Raw genomic sequence first — 13,107 nt, 5'->3', positions numbered from 1 at the left:
TGCGATAACGTGACCAGAAAGGTGGCATCATGGCCAAGGCAATGAAGATCGCGATCGTCGATGACGAGCAGGACATGCGGCAGTCGATCAGCCAGTGGCTTGCCCTCTCCGGCTTCGACACCGAGACCTTTGCGACGGCCGAGGAAGCGTTGAAGCGGATCGGCCCGGATTATCCGGGTGTTGTCGTTTCCGACGTGCGTATGCCGGGCATGGACGGGATGGCCTTTCTGAAGCGGCTGATGAGCCAGGATTCGGCGCTGCCGGTGATCATCATCACCGGCCATGGCGACGTGCCGATGGCGGTGGAGGCGATGCGGGTCGGTGCGTTCGATTTCCTCGAAAAGCCCTTCAACCCGGACCAGATGACGGAACTGGCCAAGAAGGCCACGCAGAAACGCCGGCTGGCGCTGGATGCGCGCGCGCTCAGACGCGACCTGTCGGGCGGCACGCAGATCATGGACAAGCTGATCGGCGCGAGCCCCGCGATGGAGCGTTTGCGCGAGGATATTCTCGATCTCGGCCAGGCGGACGGACATGTGCTGATCGATGGCGAGACGGGCACCGGCAAGACTCTGGCGGCGCACGCGCTGCACGCGGTGGGCGCGCGGGCGAGCAAGCCCTTCGTTCTGGTGCAATGCGGCGCCTATCCGGCCGACGAGATGTCGACGCAGCTTTTCGAAGGCGATCCCGATGCGGCGGTTCTGCCGTTGGTGGAACAGGCGCGCGGCGGCACGCTTTGCCTTGAGGATATCGAGGCGCTCGACAGCAATGTGCAGGCGCGGCTGCTGACCTTCATCAATGACCAGGGCAGCCCGGCGGAGACCCGGATCGTTGCGGTGTCGAACCTGCAGGAGCAGGGCAAGACCAGCGAGGACGTGCTGCGGCCCGACCTGTTCTACCGGCTGGCCGCGATGCGGATCACGCTGCCGCCGCTGCGCCAGCGGGGCGAGGATATCCTGCAGCTTTTCACCCGCTTTGCCGACCAATTCGCGGATGAATATGGCTGCGAGGCGCCCGAGGTTGGCGCGCAGGAGGCAGCGCAGCTGTTGCAGGCGCCCTGGCCGGGCAATGTGCGCCAGTTGACCAACGTGGCCGAGCGGGCGGTCCTGCAGAGCCGGCGCGGCTCGGGCACTATCGCCTCGCTGCTGATGGCGGAGAGCGAGAGCGTCGAGCCTGTGATGACGACGGAAGGAAAACCGCTGAAGGAATATGTCGAGGCGTTCGAGCGGATGTTGATCGACAACACGATGCGGCGGCACAAGGGATCGATCGTCTCTGTCATGGAGGAGCTTTGCCTGCCGCGGCGCACTCTCAACGAGAAGATGGCCAAATACGGCTTGCAACGATCGGATTACCTCTGAAATGACCGCACTCCTGTTCGACATGGACGGGCTGCTGCTCGATACCGAGCGCGTGGCCCTGGACAGCTTTTTGCAGATCGCCTCCGGCCACGCTCTGGAACGGGCGCGTGCGGAGCCGTTTTTCCTGTCGCTGGTCGGCTCCAGCGGCGCGCAGACGAGGCTGAGCCTGCAAGGTGCGGGCATTGCCGATGCCGACCGCTTCCAGGAGGAATGGGGCGTGCTGTTCCGGAGCCTTGTGTCGAAGGACGTGCCGGTGAAGCCGGGGGTGAAGGCGCTGATCGCAGAGCTCGGGGCGAAGGGCATGACGATGGTGGTCGTCACCTCGACGCGCACGGACATGGCACGGGACCAGCTCGAACGGGCCGGGTTGCTGGAACATTTTCGGGATTTGGTGGGCGGTGATTGCGTCGCTGCGCACAAGCCGGACCCGGCGCCGTACCTGTTGGGGGCGGCGCGGGCAGGGGTGGCGCCTGGCGACTGCTATGCCTTCGAGGATAGCGACAAGGGCGTTGCCGCGGCCGTCGCGGCTGGCTGCCGGGTGAGCCAGGTACCGGACCTGCGGCCGCCAAGCGCGGCCTTGCCAGCGCTCGGGCAGGGTATCTTCCGCAATCTGCGCGAGGCAGTAGAGGCGCAGGGGCTGCTCTAGTTTCAGAATGAGTGCGGCCCGAAGCGGCTGCGGCCGGGGGCGGAGGCGGAGCGGGGGATTGCCCTCGGCCTCTGGCGCTGACGCGCCGCCGACCATTGGGCGGTGGCGCCTCTGCGGGGCGTTTCACGTTTCGAGACTCGGCATTCGCGCGCAAGATTCCACACTTTCCGATTGTGTTATCCCCAGTCCTGCCGATAAGGTCGGTGCTATCGGCCTCTGGGAGCCATGTTGTTGCCCCGAGAGACCGCCTCAAATTTCACTGTGCCGAACCTGGGCTGGCCGATTGCCGGCAGGAAACGGGACAGCGTACCGGTCAGGTCAGACCAAGGCCCGCGGCACGGCCCCGGGCGGAACCATGAATAGGTGTCGGGTAACGAATTGCCTTGGCATCGGAGAACAAGAACCGCGATGGAACGCGCGTTGGATATTCGAGGAGCAGGCAGGGCGCGAGAGCGCGCCGCTGCCGCTTTTGTCGTGCACGCCGTTCCCGCCTCAGCATATCACCCCAGCTCTCCACCTGCGCCTGACCGGACGCAGGCACCGCCCGGGTGCGAAAGAATTACATGGCAAAGAAGATGCTCATCGACGCCACACACGCGGAAGAGACCCGCGTTGTCGTGGTGGATGGAAACAAGGTTGACGAGTTCGATTTCGAGTCCGTCAACAAGCGGCAACTAGCCGGAAATATCTACCTGGCAAAAGTGACGCGCGTGGAGCCCTCTCTCCAGGCGGCCTTTGTCGATTATGGCGGGAACCGGCATGGTTTTCTGGCCTTCTCGGAGATTCACCCGGATTACTACCAGATCCCGGTGGCCGACCGGAAAGCGCTGCTCGCCGAGGAGCGGGAAGCGAACCGTGACGAAGAGGACGAGGACAGCGAGGAACAGAAGAAATCCCGTTCCCGTTCGCGCCGCTCGCGGTCACGCAATCGCAACCGCAAGGATGAGAACCAGAGCGCCGAGACGGATACCCGCCCGGTGGGGATCGAAGGCATGGATGTCGTCGATCTCGGTGACGAGTCGGAAGACGTTATCGGCCTTGTTGCCCCCGTCGAGGTGATCGAGGACGGAAGTTTCTCCGCCCAGATCGGCGAGCCGGTCGCGGTCGATACGGCGGCGGCTGAAGACACGCCGACGGAGGCGAATGCCTCCCCCGAGGATTCGAAGGTTGCCGACGAGGCAGAGCCGGACCAAGCCGAGGAGACGGCAGAAATCGTCGATGCGCCGGAGCAGGCCGAGGACACGAAGGAGGAGCCGGAGCAGGCTCCCACCGAGGCCGCAGCACCTGACTCGGAAGACGTTGCGCCGGAAGCCGCTGCGGATGAAGCGGAAGTTTTGGCGCCGGAAGCCGCTGGCGAAGATGCCGTCGAAACGGCTGAGGCGGTGGAAGACGCAGAGGGCGTCGAACCTGCCAAGGGTACCGAGGAGGCCGCGGGCAACGACGAGACCCCGGAGGCGGAAGGCGAGTCCGATGACGAGGACAAGCCAGGACGGACCATGGCGGCGCGTCTTGAAGACGATCCGGCGGATGTCGTGACGTCCGAGATCGTTGAAGACGGCGATCCGGAAACCTCCGAGGAGGAGGCCGAAGAGACAGTTGTTGAGGATGCGGAGGAAACCGACGCTCCGGGCGCTGATGAGACGGATGAGGCCGAAGCCGCTTCGGCGGAAGCTGCCGAAACGCCGAAGAGCGACGAAGACGCCACTGCCGAGGCCGTTGAAGAGGATGAAGATGTCGGCGAAAGCGCCGATTCCTCTGAAGACTCCGCTGCGGAGGAGGAAACGGACTCCGACGAAGAGGACGCTTCCGATGACGAGGACGAAGAGGAGGACATCCCTGGCCATGACATCGAGTCCGTGGCCGAGGAAGACGTCCAGGAAGAGATCCGCCGCCCGCGCAAACCGCGGATGCGCCGCTACAAGATCCAGGAGGTCATCAAGGTCCGCCAGATCATGCTGGTGCAGGTGGTCAAGGAAGAGCGCGGCAACAAGGGCGCGGCGCTGACGACCTATCTGAGCCTCGCGGGCCGCTACTGCGTGCTGATGCCGAACACCGCCCGTGGCGGTGGCATTTCGCGCAAGATCACCAACACGACGGACCGCAAGAAGCTCAAGGAAATCGCGGGCGAGATCGACGTGCCCGAGGGCGCAGGCCTGATCATCCGCACGGCAGGTGCCAAGCGCACCAAGGCCGAGATCAAGCGTGATTACGAGTATCTCAAGCGCCTGTGGGAGCAGATCCGGGAGCTGACGCTGAAGAGCATCGCGCCGGCGCCGATCTACGAGGAAGGCAACCTCATCAAGCGTTCGATCCGCGACCTGTATAACCGCGATATCGACGAGGTCTTCGTCGAGGGCGAGCAGGGCTACCGCGTGGCCAAGGACTTCATGAAAATGATCATGCCGTCCCATGCCAAGAACGTGAAGCAATACACCGAGGCGATGCCGCTCTTCGCCCGTTACCAGGTGGAAAGCTACTTGGCCGCCATGTTCAACCCGGTCGTGCAGCTCAAGTCGGGCGGCTATATCGTGATCGGCGTGACCGAAGCGCTGGTGGCTATCGACGTCAACTCCGGCCGGGCGACCAAAGAAGGCTCGATCGAGGAGACGGCGCTCAAGACGAACCTGGAGGCCGCCGAAGAGGTTGCCCGGCAGCTGCGCCTGCGCGACCTTGCGGGTCTCATCGTGATCGACTTCATCGACATGGAAGAGCGCAAGAACAACGCCGCTGTCGAGAAGCGCTTCAAGGACAAGCTGAAGACGGACCGTGCACGGATCCAGGTTGGCCGCATATCGGGCTTCGGCCTGCTGGAGATGAGCCGCCAGCGGTTGCGCCCCGGCATGCTGGAAGCGACCACGCAGCCTTGCCCGGCCTGCCACGGCACCGGTCTGTTGCGTTCGGATGACAGCATCGGCTTGCAGATCCTACGCCAGCTGGAAGAGGAGGGCGGACGCCGTCGCTCCAGGGAAGTGCTCGTCAAGGCCCCGGTCAGTATCGTCAACTTCCTGATGAACCAGAAGCGCGAGCACGTGGCCTCCATCGAGGCACAATACGGTATGTCGGTGCGCATCGAGGCCGATCCGAGCCTTATCCCGCCCGATTTCTCGATCGAGAAGTTCAAGACCGCCACCCGCTCGGTGCCCGAGCCGTCCGCGCCGGTGATTTCCATCGACACTTCGGACATGCCTGATTTCGTCGAAGAGGAAGACGACGAGACACTGGAGGCGCAGGAAGCACAGGAGACGCCGCAGGCCGCCGAGGGCAATGGCGAAGATGATAGTGCGTCGCGCAAGAAGCGCCGCCGCCGCCGTCGCCGCCGTGGTGGAGGCTCCGGGGACGACAATCAGGGCGACGAATCCGCCCTGGCGTCGGAAAACGGCTCGGAGGACAGTTCCGACGAGGCGAAACCGGACGAGGAGAATGCGGCTTCCGACGAGAGCGAAGGCGGCGAGGAGGACAAGAAATCCGGCCGTTCGCGCCGTCGTCGCTCGCGTCGCCGGTCTGGGCGTAGTGCCGATGACACCACGGAATCCGAGGCGTCGGAAGGTGATGGCAAGGCAGAGGATACGGCTGACGAGGTCTCCGATTCCAGCACCGAGGCCGAGCCTGTTGAGGCGAGGGAAGCATCTTCGGAAGACAGCACGGAGACCGTCTCGGAATCTGCTGAAACCGCGCCGGAGCCGGTGCTTGAAGACGCCTTAGACGCAGCGCCGGAGGCGAGTGCTGAAGCGGAGACGCCCGAGCCAGAAGCCGAGGCGTCTGAAGCCGAGGCCGAGACAGGTGAAACGGAAACCGTTGACACCGCTGACGAAGGTGCTGCGACGCCGGAAGAAACGCCGGTCGGGCCGGAAACCGTCGCTGACGAAGTGGTCGCAGAGACTGCGGAGGAAGACGCGGCAGAAGCCGAGGAAACGGTATCTGACGCAGACCGCAAACAGGCCGAAGCCGCGATGAGCGAGGCAGTTGACGAGGAGTCGAAGCCGAAGCGGCGCGGCTGGTGGTCGGTCGGTCGCTGAGCGATCCCGCCTTCAAGCGAAGAAACGGGCCAGGAAAGCATCTGCTTCCTGGCCCGAAATCTGTCCGGGAGGGCGTGAAAATTGGGGTATAATGATACCATAATTGCAAGACATTGAAATTGCTAATTTAATTGAATAATTTGCAACTTGACCGGCGCGTGGAAATCCTTAGAACCGGCGCATCCAAGGTTTCTGGTGCCGCAAGGCGCCCCCAAGACGAACCCGTAAAGAGCAAGAACATGAAAACCTATACCGCGACTCCGGCGGATATCGAGAAGAAGTGGATCATCATCGACGCCGAGGGCGTCGTGCTGGGCCGTCTTGCCTCGATCATCGCCAACCGTCTGCGTGGCAAGCACAAGGCCACCTTCACCCCGCATATGGACATGGGCGACAATGTCATCGTGATCAACGCCGAGAAGGTGCAGATCACGGGCAACAAGCGCGCCAAGCCGAACTACTGGCACACCGGTTACCCGGGCGGCATCAAGTCCCGCACCACCGGCCAGATCCTCGAGGGCAAGTACCCCGAGCGCGTCGTCATGCAGGCCGTCAAGCGCATGCTGCCGGGCAACCGCCTGAGCCGCCAGCAAATGACCAACCTGCGCGTCTACGCCGGCACCGAGCATCCGCATGAGGCCCAACAGCCCGAAGTGCTCGACGTCAAGTCCATGAACAAGAAAAACACCCGGAGCTGAGGAACATGGTCGAAGAAATCAAATCCCTCGCCGAGCTGAACGAAGTCGCTGAAGGCTCCGCTCCGGTCGTCGAAGAGCTGGTCAACCGCGATCCCGTGCGTGACGAGCTGGGTCGTTCCTATGCCACAGGCAAGCGGAAGGACGCGGTCGCCCGTGTCTGGATCAAGCCGGGCTCCGGCAAGGTCACCGTCAACGGCCGTGACATCACTGTCTATTTCGCCCGCCCGGTGCAGCAGCTGATCCTGAACCAGCCGTTCCAGGTTGCCGGCGTCGTCGGTGAGTTCGACGTTGTCGCTACCGTCAAGGGCGGCGGCCTCTCCGGCCAGGCCGGTGCGGTCAAGCACGGCATCTCCAAGGCCCTGCAGCTCTACGATCCCACCCTGCGCGCGCCGCTCAAGGCCGCGGGCTTCCTGACCCGCGACAGCCGCGTCGTGGAACGCAAGAAGTTCGGCCGCCGCAAGGCCCGCCGGAGCTTCCAGTTCTCGAAGCGCTGATCGAACGAGACTTTTTTCGGAAAAGGGCCGCCTTCGGGTGGCCCTTTTTCTTTGCCGCGCACGCGGGTCTGCTAGGGTGTGGCCGGATCAGGAGAGCATCATGAAGCATTCCCTCGCAATCGTCGTCAGCTGGGTTGCCTTTGCCGCCGTGGCCGAGGCGCAGTCGCCATTCGATGGTCTGTATTATCCCACGGGTTCGGCCGGCTGGGATTGCCGCACGCTGGGCGCGGATATGGGCGCGCTCGGTGTCCTCGACGGGTTTCTGGAGGGGGTGGAAAACCGCTGTGCGATGACCAACCCGGTGAATGTGCGCGACCTGCCGGCGGTACTTTACGATCTGGAATGCTCGGGCGAGGGAACGACTTATGCCGAACGGGTTATGTTGATGCGCTCGGATCAGGGCATCTACGTGATCCGCGACGGCTATGTTGCCGAGTGGAGCCGTTGCCCCTGACAGGCGGACAGATGATAAAAAGGAACGACAGGTGACAAGGCTGAAGACAACATCCGCCGAAATGGTTGCGGCGGCGCGGGCGCGGATCGAGGAACTGTCTGCGGCCGATGCGATCGCGATGATGAACGATCCGAACGTGGTCATCGTCGATTTGCGCGATGTGCGGGAGCGCCAGAGGCTTGGTTTCATTCCCGGCGCCTTCCATTGCCCGCGCGGCATGATGGAATTCTGGGTTGATCCGGCAAGCCCCTATTTCAAGAAGATCTTCGGCGAGGACAGGAAATTCGTCTTCCATTGCGCATCGGGCTGGCGTTCCGCGCTTGCTGTCGCGACGCTCAATGATATGGGCTTTCCTGCCGCCCATATTCGCGAAGGGTTCACCGGCTGGGTGGAGCAGGGCGGCCCCGTCGAGACTTACAAGACAGAGTGACAGCGATGAGTGACGAAAACACCGGACTTGAACCGGGCAGTGCCGAATGGCTTGACGCTTTGCGCGCCGAAGTCTTGGGCGATGCGCGGGAGCCGATTTCCCGGATGGGCTATTTCTGTGCCCCATTCCGACCCGAGCGCGGCCCGTTCTTCGGCACCGTGATCAAGGTCTATCAAAGCCGGGCCGAGCAGGAGATGCTCGAACGCCTGGCCCGTGCGCATGACGACTACGTTGCGGCGCTTGGCGCCTGCGGTGTCCGGCTGCCAGAGACCCGGCTGAGCTTGCTGGACTGCGAGGGGATGACCGTTCCGGTGATCGTTCAGGAGGCTTTGCCGGCGGCCTCGATGATGCGGGACCAGATGCTTCAGGCGGATCTGGACGGGGCATTATCGCTGATGGAAGCGGCCGGAGAGGTGATCGCGACGTTCTGGAAAGCGGCAGTGGAACGGGACGACCGGGTCGGTTTCCATCCCTCGATCCGCAACCTGGCGGTGATCGACGGGCAGGGGATCTTCTTCGACACTTTCCCGCCGCTGATCGGCTACAGCCACGACGAGATGGCGGAAATCCTGATCCGTTTTTCCGACAAGGCCTGGATGCGCGCGCTTGGTCCGTTCCTGCGCTGGAAGGTCCGCGGCATTCAGGACGAATGGTACTCGCCCGCCGAAACCCTTATCGGCCTGGTCGGCAGTGCCTGCCGGCTGCGCCCCGAGGATCAGGACGCCTTCCTCGATTGGGGGCGTGATTTCGCACAGCGCAGGATGCCGGATCATTCCGAAGAGATCCTGCGCGGGCTGGCCGAGCCGCCGCGCCTGCCATTCTACTGGACGGCCTTCCGGAAGTTGCTCGGGCTGCAGGGCGAGCCGAACATTCAGCGCTGAGCAAAGGGTTTGGCCAGAGATGCAAAGGAAAAGCCGCCTGAAAACAGGCGGCTTTCCTTATGTGGGGGTTATGGTTCGATCCACCAGACATCAGGCTGGAAGCCGATCCAGTCGCCATACATCTGTGTCTTGCCCACGGGGTATTTCAGTTCCGCCTTGTGCGCGATCCTGCCAACCGGCGAGTACCAGATCGGGATCACGTAGCGGCCCGTGGTCAGCACCCGGTCGAGCGCCTTGGCCGCGGCGCGAAAATCTTCCTGGCTTTTGCCATTGAGCAACGCGTCGATCATGGCCTCGGCAGCGGGCGAGTTCATCCCCATCCAGTTGCGCGTGCCGGGCTTGGTCACGCCCTCGGCGCCCCAGTAAAGGTTCTGCTCGTTGCCCGGGGAAAGCGACATCAGGCGAATGTAATAGGCCATGTCGAAATCGTATTCCTGGGTGCGTTCCTTGTATTGCGCAGCATCCACCGTCACCAGGTTGGCCACAACACCGATCCGCTTGAGCTGCTGGGAGAAGATCTCGGCGATATTGATGGTCTGGGTCGCGCCGGAGCGCAGCAGGATGTCGAATTCGAGCGTCTCGCCATCGGCATTGGTCATCACGCCATCCTGAACTGTCCAGCCGGCATCGGCGAGGATCTTCAACGCTCTCCGCGTGTTCTGTCGATTGGCGTCCGAGCCATCGGAGACGGGCAGGGCGTAGCCTTCGAGCGCGCCGGGCAGCAATTCGTCTGCGAAGGGTTCCAGCAATTCGCGGACCTTGCCCTCGGCGGGGCCGTCGGACATGCCCAGGACCGAGTTGGAGAAATAGGAGCGGATACGCGGCTCTTCCCCGGCGTTGATCGCGTTATTGATGAACTCGAAGTTGAACGCGTGGATCAGCGCGTCGCGCACGCGCCAGTCATCGAAGGGCGCGCGACGGGTATTCATGACCATGCCTTGGATGCCGGAGGGGCGCTGATGGGGGATCTCGGTCTTGATGATCTCGCCATTCTGGACGGCGGGGAAATCGTAGGCGGTCTTCCACTTGGACAGGTTGCCCTCGCGGTTGGACGAGATTTCCCCGGCGCGGAACGCCTCGAAGGCGACATCGCCATCGCCGAACCACTCGTAGCGGATCTCGTCGATATTATGCTGCCCGCGGTTGAAGGGCAGATCGGCGCCCCACCAATCGGGATCTTTCTTGAGGGTAACGAAACGGCCAGGCTCGAAATCGGCGATCACGTAGGGCCCGGTGCCAACGGGCGCCTCCAGCGAGCTTTCATCGAAGGCGCGGTCCTCATAGGTGGCTTTCTTCAGGATCGGCCGCAGCCCGAGAATGAGCGGCAGTTCGTTATCCTCGGTGTTGAAGGTGAAGCGCACCGTGCGGTCGTCCAAAGCCTCGGCTGTCTCGATCTTTTCCCAGGCGCCGTGATAGCGCGGGTGGCCGAGCGTGCCGAGTGTCTCGAAAGACCACAGCACATCCTCCACCGTGACCGGAGAGCCATCGGAGAAATGCGCCTCGGGCCGGAGCGTGAACCGGACCCATTCGCGGTTCGGGCCGGTCTCGACCGATTCGGCCAGAAGTCCGTAAAGCGTGAAGGGTTCGTCCCAATTGCGACCCATCAGGCTTTCGTAGCCGTAATTTCGTTGCCCATAGACGGAACTGCCCTTGAGGATGAACGGGTTGAGGCTGTCATAGCCCCCGACCTCGGAAAGCACGATCCGTCCGCCCTTGGGCGCCTCCGGGTTCACATATGGAAGGGACACAAAATCCGGTGGAAGCGCCGGATCGCCATACATAGCTATGCCATGCGCTGAGTCCGCCTGAGCGAATCCCCCCGAAAGAAAAAACGCGATTGCGCAAGCGGCAAACCGCCCGCGTTCGAAAAAATGGGGTCGCATTTTGGCAACAATCCCTCTCTGCCCTTGTATTCTTGGGCAGAGCGTAGCCGCGCAAGTCAACCATTTCAAACTTTTAACTTGGCGTACGCAGCCGGGTTGCGTATAAAGAATGTACTGCTCGATAGGTTTCTTGCCTGTATGAAACCTGCCTCAATGACTTAGCGCCCGCCTTGTGCGGGCGTTTTTTTTGGTCGGGTGCCGTCTCGGCCTGCAGAAAAGATGGGCAGGACGCGAACGGTTCTGACGTGAGGGACGTGGTCTCTGACGTTGCTGGGGGCCTGTCGCGAATCTCTCCTGTTTCTTTATTTCGCGCGCGCAGCATGTATGCTCCGGGCAAACAAGACAGGGAGAGGGAAATGAGCCTTCAGGGAAAGACAGCCGTTATCACGGGATCGAATTCGGGGATCGGGCTTGGCGTGGCCTGGGAAATGGCGCGGGCGGGCGCCGACGTGGTGTTGAATTCCTTTACCGACAGGGAAGAGGATCACGCGCTGGCTGCTGAGATTGCCAACGAGACTGGCGTTCAGGCGCGTTACATCAAGGCGGACATGTCGAAGGGCGAGGAGTGCCGGGAACTGATCGAGCAGGCCGGCGCTTGCGACATTCTGATCAACAATGCCGGCATCCAGTTCGTGGCGCCGATCGACGAGTTCCCGGTGGAGAAATGGGACGCGATCATCGCGATCAACCTGAACTCGGCATTTCACACCACCGCTGCTGCCTTGCCCAAGATGCGTGCGGCCGGCTGGGGCCGGGTGATCAATATCGCCTCGGCGCACGGGTTGACGGCCTCGCCGTTCAAGTCCGCCTATATAGCGGCAAAGCATGGCGTCGTGGGCATGACAAAGACGGTGGCGCTGGAGACGGCACAAGAGCCGATCACTGCCAACGCGATCTGCCCGGGCTATGTTCTGACGCCGCTGGTGGAGGCGCAGATCCCGAACACGATGAAGGAATACAACATGGATCGCGAGCAGGTGATCCGCGAGGTGATGCTGCAGCGCCAGCCGTCGAAGGAGTTCGCGACTGTGGAGCAGTTGGGCGGGACTTGTGTGTTCCTCAGCTCGCCCGCGGCCGATCAGATCACCGGTACGACGATCAGCGTCGACGGCGGCTGGACGGCGCTGTGAGCCGATCGGGGGCGGGTGGCGCTGCCCCCCGGGCGCGGCGGAGCCGCGCCTCCCCCCGGGATATTTCCGGAAAGAGGATGCCATGGGGGCGGTGAAACGGATCAACCTGGCGCTGCAGGGTGGTGGGGCGCATGGTGCCTTTACCTGGGGTGTGCTCGACCGGTTGCTGGAAGACGAGGATATCGAGATCGCCGGGATCTCGGGAACGTCGGCGGGCGCTCTGAATGGCGCGGCGCTGAAGGCGGGGCTGGTGGCCGATGGCAAGGGACAGGACCGGGCGGCGGCCAAGGCCAATCTCGACTGGCTTTGGCACCAGGTGGCTGGTGTGCAGGATCTGCGGCTGACGCATTGGTTCGCGCCTTTTGCACCGCCGAGCGAGATCTATTCGGCCGTGCTGGAGAGTTCGCCGCTTTTCAGCATGGCGGACATGGCGAGCCGGGTGATCAGCCCCTATGCCTACGGGCCGTTCTATACCAACCCGCTGGAGCGGATCGTTGTGCGCTTCGCCTTCGACAGGGTTTGCGCGGAGACCGGGCCGGCACTGTTCATCTCGGCGACCAATGTGCGCAGCGGCAAGATCCGGGTCTTCGAGGGTGAGGAGATCTCGACCAGCACGATCCTAGCGTCCGGCTGCCTGCCCTCAATCTTCCAGGCGGTGGAGGTGCATGACGGCAGAACCGGGCAGGTAGAGGCATTCTGGGACGGCGGCTATTCCGGCAACCCGGCGCTGTTCCCGCTCTTTCGGCGGGATCTACCAGCAGACGTTCTAGAGCGTGTCGCGGCCTATCTGATTCAGGCTTCCCAGATTGGTTGTGATGTGATTCCCTTCTGTTGAGGCAGATATAGGGGTCTCAGATGTGCAAACCACATCCAATAGAGCTACGCGAGCGCGTCGTCGCTTTTGTCGATGAAGGTCACGGGCACCGCGAGGCGGCGCGGCACTTCCGGGTTTCGCCGAGATTTGTGAACGATCTGATCAAGCTGCGGCGGGAAACCGGATCACTGACACCACGACCGCAAGGTAACGGAGGTGGTCACCGCAAACTGGCCGGCGTGACCGGCTGGATTGAGGCGCGCATCGCCGACAAGGGAGAGATCACACTCGGCGAATTGG

Annotated in this window: 11 protein-coding genes and 1 pseudogene; 11 read left to right on the top strand and 1 reads right to left on the bottom strand. The window is 62.8% G+C overall.

Annotation, left to right across the window (positions count from 1 at the left end):
• Window positions 1-29 precede the first annotated feature (29 nt).
• From BLR85_RS09805 to BLR85_RS09765, 8 genes are all read left to right on the top strand, one after another.
• The gene (locus BLR85_RS09805; RefSeq protein ID WP_093154720.1) at window positions 30-1,361 is read left to right on the top strand and encodes a sigma-54-dependent transcriptional regulator; all 1,332 of its coding nucleotides are present in this window, start codon (window positions 30-32) and stop codon (window positions 1,359-1,361) included.
• Window position 1,362: 1 nt separating this feature from the next.
• Window positions 1,363-2,007, top strand: a complete 645-nt coding sequence (locus BLR85_RS09800) for an HAD family hydrolase (RefSeq protein ID WP_093154717.1) — start codon at window positions 1,363-1,365, stop codon at window positions 2,005-2,007.
• Window positions 2,008-2,570: 563 nt separating this feature from the next.
• Window positions 2,571-6,023 carry an Rne/Rng family ribonuclease gene (locus tag BLR85_RS09790; RefSeq protein ID WP_244520676.1) on the top strand — a complete coding sequence of 1,151 codons (3,453 nt, stop codon included), beginning with the start codon at window positions 2,571-2,573 and terminating at the stop codon, window positions 6,021-6,023.
• A gap of 239 nt (window positions 6,024-6,262) precedes the next feature.
• Window positions 6,263-6,721 carry a 50S ribosomal protein L13 gene (gene rplM / locus BLR85_RS09785; protein WP_093154714.1) on the top strand — a complete coding sequence of 153 codons (459 nt, stop codon included), beginning with the start codon at window positions 6,263-6,265 and terminating at the stop codon, window positions 6,719-6,721.
• Window positions 6,722-6,726: 5 nt separating this feature from the next.
• Complete coding sequence (gene rpsI / locus BLR85_RS09780) at window positions 6,727-7,215, top strand: 30S ribosomal protein S9 (protein ID WP_068309495.1); 489 nt, start codon at window positions 6,727-6,729, stop codon at window positions 7,213-7,215.
• A 100-nt stretch (window positions 7,216-7,315) separates the two neighbouring features.
• On the top strand, window positions 7,316-7,669 hold the full coding sequence (locus tag BLR85_RS09775) for a hypothetical protein (protein WP_093154711.1): 354 nt from the start codon (window positions 7,316-7,318) through the stop codon (window positions 7,667-7,669).
• Between the two features lie 31 nt (window positions 7,670-7,700).
• Window positions 7,701-8,099, top strand: a complete 399-nt coding sequence (locus tag BLR85_RS09770) for a rhodanese-like domain-containing protein (RefSeq protein WP_212635056.1) — start codon at window positions 7,701-7,703, stop codon at window positions 8,097-8,099.
• Window positions 8,100-8,104: 5 nt separating this feature from the next.
• Entirely contained in the window at window positions 8,105-8,980 is an 876-nt protein-coding gene (locus BLR85_RS09765; RefSeq protein WP_244520675.1) for a DUF6206 family protein, read from the top strand.
• Between the two features lie 68 nt (window positions 8,981-9,048).
• Here BLR85_RS09765 and BLR85_RS09760 read toward each other — a convergent pair whose 3' ends face one another.
• Window positions 9,049-10,863: an extracellular solute-binding protein gene (locus BLR85_RS09760; protein ID WP_093154704.1), complete on the bottom strand. Its 1,815-nt coding sequence runs from the start codon at window positions 10,861-10,863 to the stop codon at window positions 9,049-9,051.
• A 356-nt stretch (window positions 10,864-11,219) separates the two neighbouring features.
• Here BLR85_RS09760 and BLR85_RS09755 point away from each other — a divergent pair, with 356 nt between their 5' ends.
• The 3 genes and pseudogenes from BLR85_RS09755 to BLR85_RS28460 form a co-directional block, all read left to right on the top strand.
• Entirely contained in the window at window positions 11,220-11,993 is a 774-nt protein-coding gene (locus tag BLR85_RS09755) for a 3-hydroxybutyrate dehydrogenase (RefSeq protein ID WP_093154699.1), read from the top strand.
• A gap of 82 nt (window positions 11,994-12,075) precedes the next feature.
• Window positions 12,076-12,762: pseudogene (locus tag BLR85_RS09750) on the top strand (patatin-like phospholipase family protein); the annotation flags it as partial.
• An 86-nt stretch (window positions 12,763-12,848) separates the two neighbouring features.
• On the top strand, window positions 12,849-13,107 hold a 259-nt coding region (locus BLR85_RS28460), incomplete at its 3' end, for a helix-turn-helix domain-containing protein (protein ID WP_139188348.1).

Origin of the sequence: Aliiruegeria lutimaris (assembly GCF_900099935.1) — a bacterium.
Classification (GTDB): domain Bacteria; phylum Pseudomonadota; class Alphaproteobacteria; order Rhodobacterales; family Rhodobacteraceae; genus Tropicimonas; species Tropicimonas lutimaris.
The sequence above is the reverse complement of the archived record's forward strand: the minus strand, read 5'-3'. Positions and strand labels throughout refer to the sequence as shown.

Coding starts and splice junctions, on each gene's coding strand:
- BLR85_RS09805 (WP_093154720.1), top strand. CDS start 30: ATGGCCAAGGCAATGAAGATCGCGATCGTCGATGACGAGCAGGACATG.
- BLR85_RS09800 (WP_093154717.1), top strand. CDS start 1,363: ATGACCGCACTCCTGTTCGACATGGACGGGCTGCTGCTCGATACCGAG.
- BLR85_RS09790 (WP_244520676.1), top strand. CDS start 2,571: ATGGCAAAGAAGATGCTCATCGACGCCACACACGCGGAAGAGACCCGC.
- rplM (WP_093154714.1), top strand. CDS start 6,263: ATGAAAACCTATACCGCGACTCCGGCGGATATCGAGAAGAAGTGGATC.
- rpsI (WP_068309495.1), top strand. CDS start 6,727: ATGGTCGAAGAAATCAAATCCCTCGCCGAGCTGAACGAAGTCGCTGAA.
- BLR85_RS09775 (WP_093154711.1), top strand. CDS start 7,316: ATGAAGCATTCCCTCGCAATCGTCGTCAGCTGGGTTGCCTTTGCCGCC.
- BLR85_RS09765 (WP_244520675.1), top strand. CDS start 8,105: ATGAGTGACGAAAACACCGGACTTGAACCGGGCAGTGCCGAATGGCTT.
- BLR85_RS09760 (WP_093154704.1), bottom strand. CDS start 10,863: ATGCGACCCCATTTTTTCGAACGCGGGCGGTTTGCCGCTTGCGCAATC.
- BLR85_RS09755 (WP_093154699.1), top strand. CDS start 11,220: ATGAGCCTTCAGGGAAAGACAGCCGTTATCACGGGATCGAATTCGGGG.